General features: G+C 40.4%; 17 protein-coding genes and 2 pseudogenes. 10 read left to right on the top strand and 9 right to left on the bottom strand.

The window, feature by feature from the left end; translation table 11 throughout:
* Positions 1–120: 120 nt before the first annotated feature.
* Together HMPREF2628_RS01105 and argS are read right to left on the bottom strand one after the other, a co-directional pair.
* Positions 121–366, bottom strand: a complete 246-nt coding sequence (locus tag HMPREF2628_RS01105) for a hypothetical protein (protein ID WP_042751768.1) — start codon at positions 364–366, stop codon at positions 121–123.
* Between the two features lie 377 nt (positions 367–743).
* The gene (gene argS / locus HMPREF2628_RS01100) at positions 744–2,435 is read right to left on the bottom strand and encodes an arginine--tRNA ligase (protein ID WP_070842086.1); all 1,692 of its coding nucleotides are present in this window, start codon (positions 2,433–2,435) and stop codon (positions 744–746) included.
* A gap of 135 nt (positions 2,436–2,570) precedes the next feature.
* Between argS and argR the strand changes: the two genes are divergently transcribed.
* Positions 2,571–3,017 carry an arginine repressor gene (gene argR, locus HMPREF2628_RS01095; protein ID WP_001231476.1) on the top strand — a complete coding sequence of 149 codons (447 nt, stop codon included), beginning with the start codon at positions 2,571–2,573 and terminating at the stop codon, positions 3,015–3,017.
* A 50-nt stretch (positions 3,018–3,067) separates the two neighbouring features.
* Positions 3,068–5,602 carry a DNA mismatch repair protein MutS gene (gene mutS, locus HMPREF2628_RS01090; RefSeq protein WP_070842085.1) on the top strand — a complete coding sequence of 845 codons (2,535 nt, stop codon included), beginning with the start codon at positions 3,068–3,070 and terminating at the stop codon, positions 5,600–5,602.
* A 40-nt stretch (positions 5,603–5,642) separates the two neighbouring features.
* Here mutS and HMPREF2628_RS01085 read toward each other — a convergent pair whose 3' ends face one another.
* Both HMPREF2628_RS01085 and HMPREF2628_RS01080 read right to left on the bottom strand, forming a co-directional pair.
* Positions 5,643–6,101: a DUF3021 domain-containing protein gene (locus tag HMPREF2628_RS01085; RefSeq protein ID WP_049493900.1), complete on the bottom strand. Its 459-nt coding sequence runs from the start codon at positions 6,099–6,101 to the stop codon at positions 5,643–5,645.
* On the bottom strand, positions 6,098–6,538 hold the full coding sequence (locus HMPREF2628_RS01080) for a LytTR family DNA-binding domain-containing protein (RefSeq protein WP_049493902.1): 441 nt from the start codon (positions 6,536–6,538) through the stop codon (positions 6,098–6,100). The genes HMPREF2628_RS01085 and HMPREF2628_RS01080 overlap by 4 nt, the downstream gene beginning before the upstream one ends.
* Positions 6,539–6,745: 207 nt before the next feature.
* Between HMPREF2628_RS01080 and mutL the strand changes: the two genes are divergently transcribed.
* From mutL to HMPREF2628_RS01040, 7 genes and pseudogenes are all read left to right on the top strand, one after another.
* Positions 6,746–8,695 carry a DNA mismatch repair endonuclease MutL gene (mutL, locus tag HMPREF2628_RS01075; RefSeq protein ID WP_070842084.1) on the top strand — a complete coding sequence of 650 codons (1,950 nt, stop codon included), beginning with the start codon at positions 6,746–6,748 and terminating at the stop codon, positions 8,693–8,695.
* A gap of 15 nt (positions 8,696–8,710) precedes the next feature.
* Complete coding sequence (gene ruvA / locus HMPREF2628_RS01070; RefSeq protein WP_000273402.1) at positions 8,711–9,304, top strand: Holliday junction branch migration protein RuvA; 594 nt, start codon at positions 8,711–8,713, stop codon at positions 9,302–9,304.
* 9 nt (positions 9,305–9,313) lie between these two features.
* Positions 9,314–9,499 (top strand): annotated as a pseudogene (locus tag HMPREF2628_RS01065) (DNA-3-methyladenine glycosylase I); the annotation flags it as partial.
* Positions 9,500–9,686: 187 nt separating this feature from the next.
* Complete coding sequence (locus HMPREF2628_RS01055) at positions 9,687–9,932, top strand: hypothetical protein (RefSeq protein WP_001813542.1); 246 nt, start codon at positions 9,687–9,689, stop codon at positions 9,930–9,932.
* The gene (locus tag HMPREF2628_RS01050) at positions 9,929–10,264 is read left to right on the top strand and encodes a DinB/UmuC family translesion DNA polymerase (RefSeq protein ID WP_000806926.1); all 336 of its coding nucleotides are present in this window, start codon (positions 9,929–9,931) and stop codon (positions 10,262–10,264) included. Before HMPREF2628_RS01055 ends, HMPREF2628_RS01050 begins: the two co-directional genes overlap by 4 nt.
* Before the next feature lie 12 nt (positions 10,265–10,276).
* Complete coding sequence (locus HMPREF2628_RS01045) at positions 10,277–10,645, top strand: hypothetical protein (RefSeq protein ID WP_000567222.1); 369 nt, start codon at positions 10,277–10,279, stop codon at positions 10,643–10,645.
* Positions 10,632–10,931 (top strand): DUF5960 family protein, encoded by a 300-nt coding sequence (locus HMPREF2628_RS01040; RefSeq protein WP_001072467.1) that lies wholly within the window; start codon positions 10,632–10,634, stop codon positions 10,929–10,931. The genes HMPREF2628_RS01045 and HMPREF2628_RS01040 overlap by 14 nt, the downstream gene beginning before the upstream one ends.
* Before the next feature lie 117 nt (positions 10,932–11,048).
* Here HMPREF2628_RS01040 and msr(D) read toward each other — a convergent pair whose 3' ends face one another.
* The 3 genes from msr(D) to HMPREF2628_RS01025 all read right to left on the bottom strand — a co-directional run bounded on the left by msr(D) (position 11,049) and on the right by HMPREF2628_RS01025 (position 14,306).
* Entirely contained in the window at positions 11,049–12,512 is a 1,464-nt protein-coding gene (gene msr(D), locus HMPREF2628_RS01035) for an ABC-F type ribosomal protection protein Msr(D) (RefSeq protein WP_000420313.1), read from the bottom strand.
* Between the two features lie 20 nt (positions 12,513–12,532).
* Entirely contained in the window at positions 12,533–13,750 is a 1,218-nt protein-coding gene (gene mef(A) / locus HMPREF2628_RS01030; protein ID WP_000417519.1) for a macrolide efflux MFS transporter Mef(A), read from the bottom strand.
* Positions 13,751–14,135: 385 nt separating this feature from the next.
* Positions 14,136–14,306, bottom strand: coding sequence for a hypothetical protein (locus HMPREF2628_RS01025; protein WP_000873143.1), 171 nt, complete (start codon positions 14,304–14,306; stop codon positions 14,136–14,138).
* Positions 14,307–14,849: 543 nt separating this feature from the next.
* On the opposite strand from HMPREF2628_RS01025, the pseudogene HMPREF2628_RS01020 reads away from it, so the two are divergent.
* A pseudogene (locus tag HMPREF2628_RS01020) lies at positions 14,850–15,287 on the top strand (DNA-3-methyladenine glycosylase I); the annotation flags it as partial.
* 84 nt (positions 15,288–15,371) lie between these two features.
* On the opposite strand, the gene HMPREF2628_RS01015 reads toward HMPREF2628_RS01020, so the two are convergent.
* Together HMPREF2628_RS01015 and HMPREF2628_RS01010 are read right to left on the bottom strand one after the other, a co-directional pair.
* The gene (locus tag HMPREF2628_RS01015; RefSeq protein ID WP_000166114.1) at positions 15,372–15,635 is read right to left on the bottom strand and encodes a SemiSWEET family transporter; all 264 of its coding nucleotides are present in this window, start codon (positions 15,633–15,635) and stop codon (positions 15,372–15,374) included.
* A gap of 105 nt (positions 15,636–15,740) precedes the next feature.
* A complete protein-coding gene (locus HMPREF2628_RS01010; RefSeq protein ID WP_070842083.1) occupies positions 15,741–16,775 on the bottom strand; it encodes a S66 family peptidase in 1,035 nt (344 codons plus the stop codon).
* Positions 16,776–16,862: the final 87 nt, after the last annotated feature.

The following is a 16,862-nucleotide window of genomic DNA, read 5'->3' as shown; positions in this document are numbered from 1 at the left end:
CCCCTCTATAGCAGAGATGAAAATTACCTATAAAATTTTTAATATAAATGTTATTTGCCATAGTTGGAAGATAAAAATTATGCCCTAAAAAAACCGAGAAGCTTTCTTCTCGGTTTTTGATTATTTCAATTGATCTGTAATGTCTTTTGATAGCAACATTCCTAGATGATAAGTTTTATTGATGTAAGCAATGACATCATTGATGTTTTCAGTCGTGTGAATTTTCTCTTTGATGTCAGACCTAAATGTTTCATCCTTTAAAAGTTGTTCTTGGTAGAGTTTTTGCAGTCTCTCCTTCTCGTACTTATTAAGCAGAAAAAGGAAAACCAAGCTAATCACAACGAGGATATAAGCATATTGGCTCATAGAATATCTCCCTGTATGATAAAGAAGTAGTAGTGAATAAATCGATTTAGTGGATCTAAAATAGCAGAACAAGTCAGCAAAACTTGATAAGATTTTTGATAGACCTCTAAACAAAATCCCGTATAGGATTGGACGTCAGTTACTTAGATTGCTTTACAATCAAGTAATTAAAAGATTACGACATGAACCAAACCAAATCGATATTATTGGGTTAGATGAATTAGTAAAGCGTTTAGACAAGTATCTTTGGTTACGACGTTCTGGGACATAAATCGATAATATTTATGTCCCAGAACTAGTGAAGCGCCTGGCCAAATCCCTGATAGGATTTGGCGTTAGTTACTTAGATTGCTTTGCAATCAAGTAACTTTGGCGATTTACATTTTCTCAGGCGCTTCTACTCCAAGCAAGCGAAGGGCTTCTTTGAGCACGACTGCTGTTGCGTAGCTGAGGGCTAGACGGCTGTCGCGTTCTGGGCTTTCATCCAAGATACGCGTGTGTGCATAGTACTTGTTAAAGGCTTGAGCTAGGCTAATTGCAAATTTAGCAATGATAGAAGGTTCAAAGTTATCTGCCGCACGGTTGATAATACGTGGAAAGTCTTGGATGAGTTTGATGATTTCCCAGCTTTCAGTATCATTCAAGCTATAGTTGCCAGCTGTTTCTGGTTTGAAATCCGCTTTACGTAAGATCGATTGGATACGAGCGTAGGCGTATTGAACATAAGGTCCAGTTTCACCCTCGAAGGATACCATAGCCTCTAAGTCGAAGTCGTATCCATTTGTACGGTCGGTTTTGAGGTCATAGAATTTAATGGCTCCAACCCCAACAGCATGCGCTACCTGGTCTTTATTTTCTAGTTCAGGATTTTTAGCCTCGATTTGGGCCTTGGCACGGCTAACAGCCTCTGCAACAGTAGGTTCTAGCAAGATGACATTCCCTTTACGAGTAGAGAGTTTCTTCCCTTCTTTTGTAACCAAACCAAAAGGAACATGAGTAATGTCTTCACTCCAGTCGTAGCCCATTTCTTTCAAGACAGCTTTGAGCTGTTTAAAGTGGGCAGATTGCTCTTGACCAACGACATAGATAGATTTGGCAAATTGGTATTCATTTTTACGGTAAAGGGCTGCAGCCAAGTCACGTGTGATATAGAGAGTTGCACCATCGGATTTCTTGATGAGGGCTGGATGTTCAATTCCATATTTCTCAAGATTCACAACTTGGGCACCTTCTGACTCAACAAGAAGGCCTTTTTCAGAAAGAATGTCTACAACTGCATCCATCTTATCGTTGTAGAAGGCTTCTCCGTTGTAGCTGTCAAATTCAACCTTCAGTTCATTGTAAAGGCGGTTAAATTCCACCAAACTTTCATCACGGAACCATTGCCAAAGAGCGAGAGCTTCCTCGTCTCCATTTTCAAGTTTACGGAACCATTCGCGTGCTTCTTCATCCAAGCTAGGATCATTTTCAGCTTCAGCATTGATGCGGACATAGAGTTTAAGAAGTTCATCAATTGGATGAGCTTTTACAGCTTCTTCGTCACCCCATTTTTTGTAGGCAACAATCAACATCCCAAACTGTTTACCCCAGTCTCCCAAATGGTTTACCTTGACTGTTTGATAACCGATTTTTTGGAAAATATGTGATAAGCTATCTCCGATAACAGTTGAGCGCAGGTGACCGATAGAAAATGGTTTAGCGATATTTGGACTAGACATATCGATAACAACATTTTCTTGCTTGCCAATATGTTGGTCAGCATAGTGTTCTTTTTCAGTGATAACAGCTTGCAATACTTGAGCAGAAATGGCAGATTTATCAAGGAAAAAGTTAACGTAAGGTCCTGTTGCAACAACCTTTTCAAAGGCTTGGCTGTTAATCTTTTCAGCCAGTTCAGCCGCAATCATTTGAGGTGCTTTACGTTCGACTTTTGCAAGAGAAAAAGCAGGGAAAGCGATGTCTCCCATTTCTGAGTTTTTAGGGGTTTCCAGTAAATTTAAAATAGCCTCTTGGTCCAGGCTATCAATGACGCTAGCCAATTCGCTAGCAATCAATTCTTTTGTATTCATTAAGAGCTCCTTTTTGGACTTTTCTACTATTTTATCACAATTTTAAAGAAAGAAGAAAAAATTTTTGAAATCTCCTGTTTTTTTGGTATAATATAGTTATAAAATTAGTTATAAATATGCATATAAGAGGATTTTATGAGAAAAAGAGATCGTCATCAGTTAATAAAAAAAATGATTACTGAGGAGAAATTAAGTACACAAAAAGAAATTCAAGATCGGTTGGAGGCGCACAATGTTTTTGTGACGCAGACAACCCTGTCTCGTGATTTGCGCGAAATCGGCTTGACCAAGGTCAAGAAAAATGATATGGTGTATTATGTACTAGCAAATGAGACAGAAAAGATTGATTTGGTGGAATTTTTGTCTCATCATTTAGAAGGTGTTGCAAGAGCAGAGTTTACCTTGGTACTTCATACCAAATTGGGCGAAGCCTCTGTTTTAGCAAATATTGTAGATGCAAACAAGGATGAATGGATTTTAGGAACAGTTGCTGGTGCCAATACCTTATTGGTCATTTGTCGAGACCAGCACGTTGCCAAACTCATGGAAGATCGTTTGCTAGATTTGATGAAAGATAAGTAAGGTCTTGGGAGTTGCTCTCAAGACTTATTTTTGACAAGGAGAGACGGACAATGACGACAGAAAAGCTATCACCCGGCATGCAACAGTATGTGGATATTAAAAAGCAATATCCAGATGCTTTTTTGCTCTTTCGGATGGGTGATTTTTATGAATTATTTTATGAGGATGCGGTCAATGCTGCGCAGATTCTGGAAATTTCCTTAACGAGTCGCAACAAGAATGCGGACAATCCGATTCCTATGGCGGGTGTCCCCTATCATTCTGCCCAACAGTACATTGATGTCTTGATTGAGCAGGGCTATAAGGTAGCTATCGCAGAGCAGATGGAAGATCCGAAACAAGCAGTTGGGGTTGTGAAACGAGAGGTTGTTCAGGTCATTACGCCAGGGACAGTGGTCGATAGTAGTAAGCCGGACAGTCAGAATAATTTCTTGGTTGCCATAGACCGCGAAGGCAATCAATTTGGTCTAGCTTATATGGACCTGGTGACCGGTGACTTTTATGTGACAGGTTTATTGGATTTCACGCTGGTTTGTGGGGAAATCCGTAATCTCAAGGCGCGAGAAGTGGTGCTGGGTTATGACTTGTCTGAGGAAGAAGAACAAATCCTCAGTCGCCAGATGAATCTGGTACTCTCTTATGAAAAAGAAGGCTTTGAAGACCTTCATTTACTGGATTCACGATTAGCAGCTGTGGAGCAAGCGGCATCTAGTAAGTTGCTCCAGTATGTCCATCGAACCCAGATGAGGGAATTGAACCACCTCAAACCTGTTATCCGCTATGAAATCAAAGATTTCTTGCAGATGGATTATGCGACCAAGGCTAGTCTGGATTTGGTTGAGAATGCTCGGTCAGGCAAGAAGCAAGGCAGTCTTTTCTGGCTTTTGGATGAAACCAAAACAGCTATGGGTATGCGGCTCTTGCGGTCTTGGATTCATCGTCCCCTGATTGATAAGGAACGAATCGTCCAACGCCAAGAAGTGGTGCAGGTCTTTCTCGACCATTTCTTTGAGCGTAGTGATTTGACAGATAGTCTCAAGGGTGTTTATGACATTGAGCGCTTGGCTAGTCGTGTTTCTTTTGGCAAAACCAATCCCAAGGATCTCTTGCAGTTGGCGACCACCTTGTCTAGCGTACCACGGATTCGCGCGATTTTAGAAGGAATGGAGCAACCTGATCTAGCTTATCTCATCGAACAACTGGATGGAATCCCTGAATTGGAGAGCTTGATTAGCGCAGCGATTGCTCCTGAAGCTCCTCATGTGATTACAGAAGGTGGTATTATCCGGACTGGATTTGATGAGACTTTAGACAAGTACCGTCGCGTTCTCAGAGAAGGGGCTAGCTGGATTGCTGAGATTGAGGCTAAGGAGCGAGAAAACTCTGGTATTAGCGCACTTAAGATTGTCTATAATAAAAAGGACGGCTACTATTTCCATGTGACCAATTCGCAACTGGGAAATGTGCCTGCTCACTTTTTCCGCAAGGCAACGCTGAAAAACTCAGAACGCTTTGGAACCGAAGAATTAGCCCGTATCGAGGGAGATATGTTGGAGGCGCGTGAGAAGTCAGCTAACCTAGAGTACGAAATTTTTATGCGTATTCGTGAAGAGGTTAGCAAGTACATCCAGCGTTTACAAGCTCTAGCCCAAGGAATTGCGACGGTTGATGTCTTGCAAAGTCTGGCGGTTGTGGCTGAAACCCAGCATTTGATTCGACCAGAGTTCGGAGAGGATTCGCGGATTGATATCCAGAAAGGGCGCCATGCTGTCGTTGAAAAGGTCATGGGGGCTCAGACCTATATTCCAAATACGATTCAGATGGCAGAAGATACCAGTATTCAACTGATTACAGGGCCAAACATGAGTGGTAAGTCAACCTATATGCGCCAGTTAGCTATGACGGCAGTTATGGCCCAGATGGGTTCCTATGTGCCAGCAGAAAGCGCCCATTTGCCAATTTTTGATGCAATCTTTACTCGTATTGGAGCGGCAGATGACTTGGTTTCAGGTCAATCAACCTTTATGGTGGAGATGATGGAAGCCAATAATGCCATTTCACATGCGACCAAAAATTCCTTGATTCTTTTTGATGAGTTAGGTCGTGGAACTGCAACTTATGACGGAATGGCTCTTGCTCAGTCCATCATCGAATACATCCATGAGCACATCGGTGCCAAGACCCTCTTTGCTACCCACTACCATGAGTTGACTAGTCTGGAGTCCAGCTTGGAACACTTGGTCAATGTTCACGTGGCAACTTTGGAGCAGGGTGGGCAGGTGACCTTCCTTCACAAGATTGAACCAGGACCAGCCGATAAATCCTACGGTATTCATGTTGCCAAGATTGCTGGCTTGCCAGCAGACCTTTTAGCTAGAGCGGACAAGATTTTGACTCAACTAGAGAGTCAAGGTACAGAAAATCATACTCCCATGATACAAACAAATGCTGTAACCGAACAGATTTCACTCTTTGATACGACTGAAGAACATCCTATCTTAGCAGAATTGTCTAAACTAGATGTTTACAACATGACACCTATGCAGGCTATGAATGTATTGGTTGAGTTAAAACAAAAATTATAAAAATAATCCCACTCATGCATTTTGAGTGGGATTATTGCTATTACTTTCTATGTTCCAAGAGTTGATTGATATGGTCTACTTTTTTAGCTTCTCTTTTATAGAGAATGGCCCAAATGATGAGATAGACAATCGTAAACTCAAATATGAGCTGGAGATAGAAGATCCAGTGGAAAGGGAACCAACCAGCTAGAGTTGCTAGTGGGATAAAGCCTACTAGCATGAGGAAAAAATGAGTCAGAGTCGCACGGAGTAAGCTCCAGTCACGGCTGAATAAGCGGTTGCCAAAGTTAAAGAGAATACCGATGGCTGCCCAGATCAGTGTGCAGTAGAGCAAGACCAGGGCACCGTGAATCTGATGCTGGGTCATCACTTGGCCGATGAGAGAGTCGGAACTTAGTGGTGCGTAGGTATTTGGTGCATAAATGAGTGAAAAGATGATAGAGAGGATGAGGCCGATAAGAACACCGGCAGCTGCATCGTGAAATACTTGTTTTTTCATAGTTCTAATTTCTCCTTGATGGTTTTTAGGTAACGGCGTGAAGAGTAGGTGAAGCTTTCGTTTTTTAGAAAGATTTCTACCAGACCGTTGGGGGTTAGCTTGAGGTGAGAGATGGAGTCGATATTGATGATTTCTGATTGGGAAATTTGGATAAAATTGGTTGGTAAGAGTTCAAGGACCTGATAGAGCCGTAAGTCAATGCTATAGGTCTGACTCGCTGTTTCTGCTAAAACTTTCCGATTTTCGATATAGAAGCGCTGAATCTTGCCAATCTTAATTAGATAGACCTGATCATCAATCTTTCCTTTGATTGTTTCTTTTCGGTCCAGATTTTCTGCGAATTCGATGACTTTTTGGACTTTTTCGGTTTCTTGAGGTGCTTGAACAATCAGCTTTTCCTCTTCGTAAGTCTCGCTAATCTGTAGTTCTACTTTCATAAATTTCTCTCCTTTTCAGTTATACAAGGTTGTGATCACTTCCTGTACACTTTTATTAAACACTATTTTACGACACCTGGCAAGGGACTTTGTCTATGTGGAGGGATTTGGCTCCTATGTGGTGCTTGCTTTTTCGGTCCTATCTGAAATATGGTATAATAGCACTAATCAATTTCTAGGAAAATAGATACGGAAAGGGGCTGAAAGATGTCTCATATTATTGAATTGCCAGAGGTGCTGGCAAACCAGATCGCGGCTGGAGAGGTCATTGAGCGTCCAGCTAGTGTTGTTAAGGAGCTGGTAGAAAATGCTATTGACGCGGGCTCTAGTCAGATTATCATTGAGATTGAGGAAGCTGGTCTCAAGAAAATCCAAATCACAGATAATGGTCATGGAATTGTCCACGATGAGGTGGAGTTGGCCCTGCGTCGTCATGCGACCAGTAAGATAAAAAATCAAGCAGACCTCTTTCGAATTCGGACGCTTGGTTTTCGTGGTGAAGCCCTACCTTCTATAGCTTCTGTTAGTGTCTTAACTCTGTTGACAGCAGTTGAGGGTGCAAGTCACGGAACCAAGTTAGTCGCGCGTGGGGGAGAAGCTGAAGAAGTCGTTCCAGCGACTAGTCCTGTGGGGACCAAGGTTTGTGTGGAGGACCTCTTTTTCAACACACCTGCCCGCCTCAAGTATATGAAGAGCCAGCAAGCAGAGCTGTCTCATATCATTGATATTGTCAATCGTCTGGGTTTGGCCCATCCTGAGATTTCTTTCAGCTTGATTAGTGATGGCAAGGAAATGACGCGGACAGCTGGGACTGGTCAACTGCGCCAAGCTATCGCCGGGATTTACGGTTTGGCGAGTGCCAAGAAGATGATTGAAATTGAGAATTCTGACCTAGATTTCGAAATTTCAGGCTTTGTTTCCCTGCCTGAGTTGACTCGGGCTAATCGCAACTATATCAGTCTCTTTATCAATGGCCGTTATATCAAGAACTTCCTGCTCAATCGTGCAATTCTTGACGGTTATGGTAGTAAGCTCATGGTGGGCCGTTTTCCACTGGCTGTCATTCACATCCATATTGACCCTTATCTGGCGGATGTCAATGTGCATCCGACCAAGCAAGAGGTGCGGATTTCCAAGGAAAAAGAACTGATGACCCTGGTTTCAGAAGCTATTGCAAATAGCCTCAAGGAACAAACCTTGATACCAGATGCCTTGGAAAATCTTGCCAAATCGACCGTGCGCAATCGTGAGAAGGTGGAGCAGACCATTCTCCCACTCAAAGAAAATACGCTCTACTATGAGAAAACTGAGTCGACAAGACCTAGTCAAGCTGAGGTGGCTGATTATCAGGTTGAATTGACTGATGAAGGGCAGGATTTGACCCTGTTTGCCAAGGAAACCTTGGACCAATTGACCAAGCCAGCTAAACTGCATTTTGCAGAGAGAAAGCCTGCTAACTATGACCAACTAGACCATCCAGAGTTAGACCTAGCTAGTCTTGATAAGGCCTATGACAAGCTGGAGCGAGAAGAATCATCAAGCTTTCCAGAATTGGAATTTTTCGGACAGATGCATGGGACCTATCTCTTTGCCCAAGGGCGAGATGGGCTCTACATCATAGATCAACATGCGGCTCAGGAACGGGTTAAGTACGAGGAGTATCGTGAAAGCATTGGCAATGTTGACCAGAGCCAGCAGCAACTCCTAGTGCCCTATATCTTTGAATTTCCAGCGGATGATGCCCTTCGTCTTAAGGAAAGAATGGCACTTTTGGAGGAAGTTGGAGTCTTTCTAGCAGAGTACGGGGAAAATCAATTTATCCTACGTGAACATCCTATTTGGATGGCAGAAGAAGAGATTGAGTCAGGCATCTATGAAATGTGCGACATGCTCCTTTTGACCAAGGAAGTTTCTATCAAGAAATACCGAGCAGAGTTGGCTATTATGATGTCCTGCAAGCGGTCTATCAAGGCCAACCATCGTATCGATGACCATTCGGCTAGACAGCTCCTCTATCAACTTTCTCAATGTGACAATCCCTATAACTGTCCCCATGGACGTCCCGTTTTGGTGCATTTTACCAAGTCGGATATGGAAAAGATGTTCCGACGTATTCAGGAAAATCATACCAGTCTCCGTGAGTTGGGGAAATATTAAACTAAAAGGAAAACTATGTACGAATATTTAAAAGGAATCATTACCAAAATCACTGCCAAATACATTGTTATTGAAATCAATGGTATCGGTTATATCCTGCATGTGGCTAATCCCTATGCTTACTCAGGACAGGTCAACCAAGAAACTCAAATTTATGTGCATCAAGTCGTGCGTGAGGACGCTCATCTGCTTTATGGATTTCGCTCAGAAGACGAGAAAAAGCTCTTTCTCAGTCTGATTTCGGTCTCTGGGATTGGTCCTGTATCAGCTCTTGCTATTATCGCTGCTGATGACAATGCTGGCTTGGTTCAAGCCATCGAAACCAAGAATATTACCTACTTGACCAAGTTCCCTAAAATTGGCAAGAAAACAGCCCAGCAGATGGTGCTGGACTTGGAAGGCAAGGTAGTAGTTGCTGGAGATGACCTTCCTGCTAAGGTCGCAGTGCAAGCAAGCGCTGAAAACCAAGAATTGGAAGAAGCCATGGAAGCCATGTTGGCACTGGGATACAAGGCGACCGAACTCAAGAAAATCAAGAAATTCTTTGAAGGAACGACAGATACAGCTGAGAACTATATCAAGTCGGCCCTTAAAATGTTGGTCAAATAGGAGCAGAGCATGACAAAACGTTGTTCGTGGGTCAAGGTGACCAATCCGCTCTACATTGCCTATCATGATGAGGAGTGGGGTCAACCCCTCCATGATGACCAAGCATTGTTTGAGTTGTTGTGTATGGAAACCTATCAGGCTGTGCTGAGAGCTTTCTTCTATACTAATAGACGAAAGGGTGTGAAAATGATTTTTAAATGATACTGTGGAACGGAACAGTAGCCCTAGTATTGACTACTGTCGTTTCTATTCATATTGGCTATTCTAGGACTGAGATGAAAAAATCTATAAATGCTCAGAATAAAATTGAACCCGCAAATCTCCCCAAAACAATGGTGAGTCATGTACTTGTATTATTCCGAAAAAATACACCTCTGGTGCAGTGAGACAAATTGGTGTATCTTATAGTGGCTTCGTAGATGAAAGCTATACTCTACTATCACTCTTTGATGATGTAGAACAAATTGAAAAAGATAATAGACTTCAGACAGCTATTGATGTTGTCAGAGAACAGTTTGGTTTTTTAGCCATACAAAAAGGAACCGTCCTAACTGAAGGTTCCAGAAATATTGAACGCAGTAAACTTATCGGTGGTCATTCCGCGGGTGGATTGGAGGGATTAAAATGAAACAAGAAAAAAATACAGTACAATTTTCAGAAATCCGTAGCAAAGGATGTAATGATATTGAAATGCTTGAAAGATTTTTACATGGAATCGTTGAAACAGCAACTTCAAAACTTCGTCAGAGAAAACTCAAAACAACTGAAATATCGATACGACTAGTACATGCTAAATCTGAAAACCGATTACCATTGGAATTTACATTTAGCATTAAGCCAACAAGCTCATCTGTGATAATCTATACTGAGGTAATCAATCGCTTTAAAGAATGTTACACAGGTGGGGGAATTCAAGGTTTTACGATTCAATTTGATAAAAATACCCTTGCCTCTGCATAGAAAGGATTTGATATGATTGACCGTTCATATTTACCATTTCAATCAGCAAGAGAGTACCAGGATACAAAGATGCAAAAATGGATGGGCTTTTTCCTATCTGAACATGCATCAGCACTCTCTGATGATACAAACAAAGTAACGTACATGTCTGACTTATCACTAGAGAAGAAATTATTACTCCTCAGTCAAGTATACGCCGGGCAGCTACGCACACGCATTCAAGTGATTGAAAAAAACAAGCGTGTTTCCTACACTGGAACAATACCAAGTCTGACCAAAGATTTCATTTTGATAAAAACTACAACAGGTCACATCAATTTGAAATTAAAAGACATTATTAGTATTGAACTTGTCGAGGAGGTGCTCTATGAATCAGCTTGAGTTTCAGCGTAATCACCTACAAATGGACTATTATAGCGAGAGCTACCAAGATTTTGAACGTGACTTCTACCGCTACTCTAACATGAATATTCCATTGACCTTCCTAACTGATGATATCCTAAAAACAATGGCGACTTCACGTAAGAATTACTTTGTCCTCAATAAGGAAAAGTCCAGAGATAACCGCGATCACTTCTTCATATTTGAAGTAAGTACCGTAGATGAGAATCCGCTAATCTATCATTATACATATAAGAAAACTACAATATATTTAGCAGAAAAATAGGAGCAGTTCAATTGACTGTTCCTATTTTTAATATTCATAAAATCTAAAGTCTTTATACTCTTTAACAATGGAGTCGCCAACCAGAACAGACTATACTGACCAGCGACTACCTTAAATTTAATGTTTCAGATTTATTTTCTTATCTCTAATTTCATAAACTACATCTGCTACATTTTCGAGTAATCGTTTATCGTGGGTGATAAACACGATAGTTCCGGTGTACTCCTTCATTAGTATTTCCAAAGCCTCTAAACTTGGTATGTCAAGGAAGTTACTGGGTTCATCCATTATTAGGATGTTATATCTACCCATGAGCATTTTAGCAAGCAACAATTTTATAATTTCTCCACCGCTTAAAACAGATAAACTTTTTCCAATATCGTTCTGTTTGAACCCCATAGATGCTAGCACTGAACGAATTTCTGATATATTGTAGTCACAATCCTTCTGCATAAACTCCATAACATTCTGATTACTGTTGTACTTGTAACCATTCTGTGCAAAGTAACCTATTTTTGCCTTAGGCGAAATAGAAATTCCTTCTTCATGGTTTAAGATCATTTGGATTAAAGTTGTTTTTCCGATTCCATTACCACCAGTTAACGCCACTTTTGCTCCTAACGGAATTTGAAAAGATGCATTTTCAAACAGAGCCTTATCCCCAAATACTTTATTAATTTCTGCACCGACTATAGGGTATGGATTATGGAGCTCCAATGCTTTACTTTGCCTGAAACGAATTCTGCGAATGCCTTCCGGAGCTTCTACTTTTCCTAAGGCCGCAATCCTGTGCTCTAGGGTTTTAGCAGCATTATACATCTTTTTTTCCTTACTTCCTATTGATTTTTGATGAGCTAAACGCCCTCCGTCTTCAGTACTTTTTTTCTTTGAAGAACCTTTTGCCTTCTGTTCTATTTTACGAGCCTGTTTTCGCTTTTCCTCCGCAGCCCTTTCCAATCGGGCACGTTCCGCAATAAATTGTTCGTATTCTGCAGCTTGGCTCTTACGTTCTTCCTCTTTCTGACGAAGATAATCAGAATAGTTTCCCCAATACTCAGTGATTTTGCCATCTTTCAGTTCCCATATTTTATCTACTATTTCATCAAGAAAATAGCGGTCATGGCTAATAACTAACAGTGCACCTGTAAAATATTTTAGCTGTCCTATTAGAAAATCAATTCCTTCACGGTCTAAATGGCTCGTAGGTTCATCCGCTAAAATACCATGAACCTGTGCCGATAAGGCCTGTGCTATTTTAAGCCTTGTTTCTTCACCACCGCTCATAGTCTGTATATTTAATTGCTCAACACCTAGCTTGCCTACAAGTGCAAAATCTTTTTCCTCCTGCAGAGTTACTTCGTCCAACTGGGGAATATAGGCAAGTTCACCCAGACGATTCATTTTACATCCTGGGGGAGTTAATTCTCCTAAAAGTACCCTGAGTAAAGTGCTTTTTCCAGCACCATTTGCTCCTACTAAACCAATACGGTCATAATCATATACTTCTAATTCATTTATATCTAAAACATCGCGTCCTTTGAATTCCACACGAATGTCTTTTGCTTTTAATATTAATTCCATAACATTTCCTCCAATATTGTTTATTTTAAATCTAATTTTCTAACCTCAGTTATCATTTGGCAAACTATAGCAATGCCAATAATTAAAATACCTGATAGTAAAAACCAATGATTTACACCGATTTTATCAGCAAAGAATCCAGAAAGAATTAACCCAATTGGCATAGCAAGTGACATGATACTTCCGATCAAAGAAAATACACGTCCTAAATATTCAGGCTTAATTTTCTCCTGAAAAAGAGCTGTTTGCACACCGCTATAAAATGGCACCGAAAGCCCCATTATTGCACAGCAAACTACGAATATTACAAATCCATTTGGAGGAAGTATTCCCGAAACGGCTAAACTGGTCCCCATTATAAAAAATGAACTTGTTATTAGTAATACATGCTTTTCGAAGCCCCCTAATCTTCCTAATAATAAGCCTCCTGCTAGCATCCCAAATGCAAAGGAAATTTCCGTAATAGAAATATGCACAGGCGTTCCATTAAAGTGTTCCATGCTTATTAAAGGAAATAGTGCATTGATTGGCATATAAACAAAAGTATATAGTGTTCCTAAGAGTAATAAGGCAAACAATCCTTTGTTTTGTCTCAGAACCACAACTCCTTCTTTCATCTCCCTTATGAAATTTGGTTCTAAACTTTGCACTTGATTACCCAGCTTAGGTATACGTACAATTGCTACCGTAATAGATGCAATCACAGCACCCAATACGTCGATGGCAATAATAGCATTTAAATCCCAAACGGAGTATAAGAGTGCTGCAACTGCCGGACTAACAATATAGCTTATAGACTGCAAAGACTGACTATAGCCTGCGCATTTCGTTAGCTGTTCTTCTGGTACTAAAAGTGGTGTAACCGCATTGAGTGCTGGGGTATGAAAAGCTGTTCCAATGCTACGGATAAACAATACTATCATAATCATCCAGACAGGTAGCTCCATACAGAATGCAACAATAGCAAGCACTGCACCAGCTGCTGCGATAATTAAATCGGCACCAATCATTATCTTCTTCCTATCATGACGATCCACTAGCACACCAATGGCAGGTCCCAAAATCGCATAGGGTAAAAAACCTACTAATGAAGCCATAGACAAGACCATCGCAGATCCTGTTTTTTCTGTAAGGTAAAAAATAATCGCCATTTGCAGGATGGCACTAGTGATTAATGATACTGCTTGCCCTGCCCATATTGCATAAAATTTTCGTTTCCAATTGTTGTATTTTTCCATTTATATTATCTCCTGCATATTATTTTGCTTGAATTTCTATTTTGAATAGCATTCTAGGCAATAAAAAATGCAGGCCAAACCCCACAATGTGGCTTTTGGTCTGCATACATACAATTTGGAAACATTCATATTAAAGACATAGTTAAATAAAGGTATAGTTAAATAACCAATATCCTCACCGTAACTAATGAATGCTCAATATCGTATAAATAAGCACAACAAAAAAGCCTATCATCGGGTATAGATTCTGCTTTTTTTATTGCCAGCTTATCTTAAACGCATTGAGGCTGTCATAGTTTCGGTTCCTCCTACATCTTTGTTTATATCAATTTATAGTATAACACAACAAGATGATATGTTCAATATAAAAGTTATGGAATGAGACTCATACTTCCAATTCGATGCCAGATTTAAAGGATATGACGAAGTTTTCTTCATAGACTGTAACGCTCTGGATTATCTTCCTTAGTAGCAAGCGATTAGCTTTCACAAAATCTTCTGTTTGTAGTTTTAAAAATTCATCAGGATTTTCTAACTCAACCTCAAAATATTTCATTTTACATTCCCTCATTTCATTTATTGATAAATTGAGTTTGCAAAAAAGAGTGGACAATTTTTGTCTACTCTTAACCTTTAAAATAGTTTTTTTTAATCGATTTGAAGTTGCCTAAATTATTACTTATTCGGTAAAATGAAGTATTGCTTTCAACAGATTTCCTTCAACTACACTTCACTTGATTCAAACAAGGTGGGTACATTTCTATTCCCACAAACTCCTTGTCAATGGAAACAAACACGTACCCACAGGGTAAATGGAAATAGAAACTGATAATTTCTAGCTATCACTTCTACTCATTCCAAAAATTTTCTCACTCTGATACTTACCCACCATAAAGCAAAAAGCCTTGCAATCAAGGCTTTCATTATCCCTTTCGTTCAAAGGTTTCTAAGCTTTTACGAGCAGAGCGACACACTCAGCGGTTCGCTATCTCCGTTCTGTCTGCGTGCTAGCACTTGTCAATCACGGACAGCTATCGCATGGGCGGAAGTAAATGCTAATCTTCGTCGTTTTACTCCTTGACTAGCAAACTTACCGCCTCAACATGGTCTGTCTTGGGAAACGGTGCTCAACAAACGACATGCTTTCCGAGAAGCCTTTCATAGTTATCAAATTCAAGCGGTCGCAGAGATGACCGACACTGAATTGGAAGCCTTGCTGGATAATCCAGCCATCATCCGAAATCGTGCCAAGCTCTTTGCTACGCGTGCCAACGCCCAAGCATTTTTACAAGTCCAGAAAAACTACGGCTCTTTTGATACCTACCTCTGGTCTTTTGTTGAGGGAAAAACTATCGTCAATGATGTTCCTGACTATCACCTAGCACCTGCTAAAACAGCCTTATCTGAAAAATTAGCCAAAGATCTAAAAAAACGAGATTTCAAGTTCACAGGACCAGTCGCTGTCTTGTCTTTTCTACAGGCTGCAGGGCTAGTTGATGACCATGAGAATGATTGTGAGTGGAAAAGCGGTCGTTAGTATGTACAGGTAACTAGCATATCTGAGAATATAGAAAAAAGCTGAGAAATTTTTCCCAGCTTTTTATATATACTATTAGATTTGTTAGAGTGAAGTCAAAAAAGTGATTCCACCTAAAATAACACCAGCTGAATTTGGAATGATTAGTATCCAATCCTTCTTAGGTTCCTTTGTCCATCCATAAATAACCCAGATTAAGCAAGATATAGCAGCTGATAAAGGTTGAAATGGTTGAGCTTTATTTCCCTGTAAATTAGCGATAATTTGAGGTATGTAGGCAATAAATACTATGATTCCAATAAAGGCACCAATAGAACCTACGATTCGATTAATTTTTTGTTTTGTCATATACATCTCCTTCAAAAGGATATCATAGAAATTAGCGAAATGCAATAAATTCAGATACAAATTGTAACGAAAACGAATACAAAAGCACAAAAATAGAGACACTATTTATTTTTTGTTATAGTCAAAGCGAATGACTTGCTCCTGTGCATCTACATAGGCATGGACTCCGAAGGGGACAATTGCTCTCGGAGTTGCGTGGCCGACATTCAGATTATAGACAATTGGAATATTGCTGTCAATGATATCCAATAGTGCCTCTTTATAGTCGTCATAGAAAGTTTCATCCATAGGTTTCCCGACCAAGAGTCCGCTGATGACCTTGAATATACCAGTGTTCTTTAAAGTTTGTAACATCTTTTTGAAGTCTTCCGGCTCAGGCTTTTCTTCGCTTGTCTCTAGCAAGAGGATCTTTCCTTCCCAGTCTGACAAGTCAGGGAAAAGTTTGTATTCTTGGCAGAGCTCCGTGCTATCTGCGTATCGAGAGTTGTCAAAGATATCGTAGAGGGATTCGAGGCAACCACCGAGGATTTTCCCCTCGAACTGGGCAGTTCCTTGTAACAACTCAAAACCAGTATTTGTATGACTGACACGAGGTGTCCCCAGAGCTTTGGGACTAAAATCAGTTCGTTCCTCATACCAAACATTGCTAGGGCGAATTTCTGAGATTCTTCCTGTCTCAATCAATTCTTTAAAGTAGTGAAGGCTATAGGCTAGCATTTCTTTGTCCAATTCACAAATGTCTGCTAAAAAGGATTGACCATAAAAAGTTTTAACACCTAGTTTATGCAACATGAGATGGTTCATGGTTGTATCTGAGAAGCCAAGAAATATTTTTTGGTTGATAACCTTTTGTAGTTGGTCATTTTCAAAAAGATAAGGTAGTAAGCGATAGGTATCGTCTCCACCGATGGCGCATAGGATCATGTCGATGCTATCATCAGAAAAGGCATGAATCAAATCCTCTGCACGAGCTTCAGGATGGTCCTTGATAAAGTCTAATCCTTTTAGCGAATGAGGCAAAAAGGTAGGATTGAGTCCCAGGTTCTTGAGACGTTGGACACCCAAGTCCACTTCGTGTTTGACAAAGTCCTCTCCGATAATGCCACTAGATAAACTAACAACACCAATAGTAGAAATCATATTTTATCCTCCTAGAAATAGATTGAGGCTATTTTATCACAAAAGATTAGATAGAGCTATGTGGGATGTCAGAAGAATTCTTTAAAA

The sequence above is a fragment of the Streptococcus sp. HMSC063B03 genome, assembly GCF_001836965.1.
Classification (GTDB): Bacteria; Bacillota; Bacilli; order Lactobacillales; family Streptococcaceae; genus Streptococcus; species Streptococcus pneumoniae_F.
This window is presented reverse-complemented; position numbering and strand designations above follow the sequence as displayed.

Excerpts from the sequence above, each read along its gene's own strand:
- ruvA (WP_000273402.1), top strand. The coding sequence starts at position 8,711 with ATGTACGAATATTTAAAAGGAATCATTACCAAAATCACTGCCAAATAC.
- HMPREF2628_RS01010 (WP_070842083.1), bottom strand. The coding sequence starts at position 16,775 with ATGATTTCTACTATTGGTGTTGTTAGTTTATCTAGTGGCATTATCGGA.
- argS (WP_070842086.1), bottom strand. The coding sequence starts at position 2,435 with ATGAATACAAAAGAATTGATTGCTAGCGAATTGGCTAGCGTCATTGAT.
- HMPREF2628_RS01085 (WP_049493900.1), bottom strand. The coding sequence starts at position 6,101 with ATGAAAAAACAAGTATTTCACGATGCAGCTGCCGGTGTTCTTATCGGC.
- HMPREF2628_RS01025 (WP_000873143.1), bottom strand. The coding sequence starts at position 14,306 with ATGAAATATTTTGAGGTTGAGTTAGAAAATCCTGATGAATTTTTAAAA.
- HMPREF2628_RS01105 (WP_042751768.1), bottom strand. The coding sequence starts at position 366 with ATGAGCCAATATGCTTATATCCTCGTTGTGATTAGCTTGGTTTTCCTT.
- HMPREF2628_RS01050 (WP_000806926.1), top strand. The coding sequence starts at position 9,929 with ATGAAACAAGAAAAAAATACAGTACAATTTTCAGAAATCCGTAGCAAA.
- HMPREF2628_RS01045 (WP_000567222.1), top strand. The coding sequence starts at position 10,277 with ATGATTGACCGTTCATATTTACCATTTCAATCAGCAAGAGAGTACCAG.
- mutL (WP_070842084.1), top strand. The coding sequence starts at position 6,746 with ATGTCTCATATTATTGAATTGCCAGAGGTGCTGGCAAACCAGATCGCG.
- mutS (WP_070842085.1), top strand. The coding sequence starts at position 3,068 with ATGACGACAGAAAAGCTATCACCCGGCATGCAACAGTATGTGGATATT.
- argR (WP_001231476.1), top strand. The coding sequence starts at position 2,571 with ATGAGAAAAAGAGATCGTCATCAGTTAATAAAAAAAATGATTACTGAG.
- HMPREF2628_RS01015 (WP_000166114.1), bottom strand. The coding sequence starts at position 15,635 with ATGACAAAACAAAAAATTAATCGAATCGTAGGTTCTATTGGTGCCTTT.
- HMPREF2628_RS01080 (WP_049493902.1), bottom strand. The coding sequence starts at position 6,538 with ATGAAAGTAGAACTACAGATTAGCGAGACTTACGAAGAGGAAAAGCTG.
- HMPREF2628_RS01040 (WP_001072467.1), top strand. The coding sequence starts at position 10,632 with ATGAATCAGCTTGAGTTTCAGCGTAATCACCTACAAATGGACTATTAT.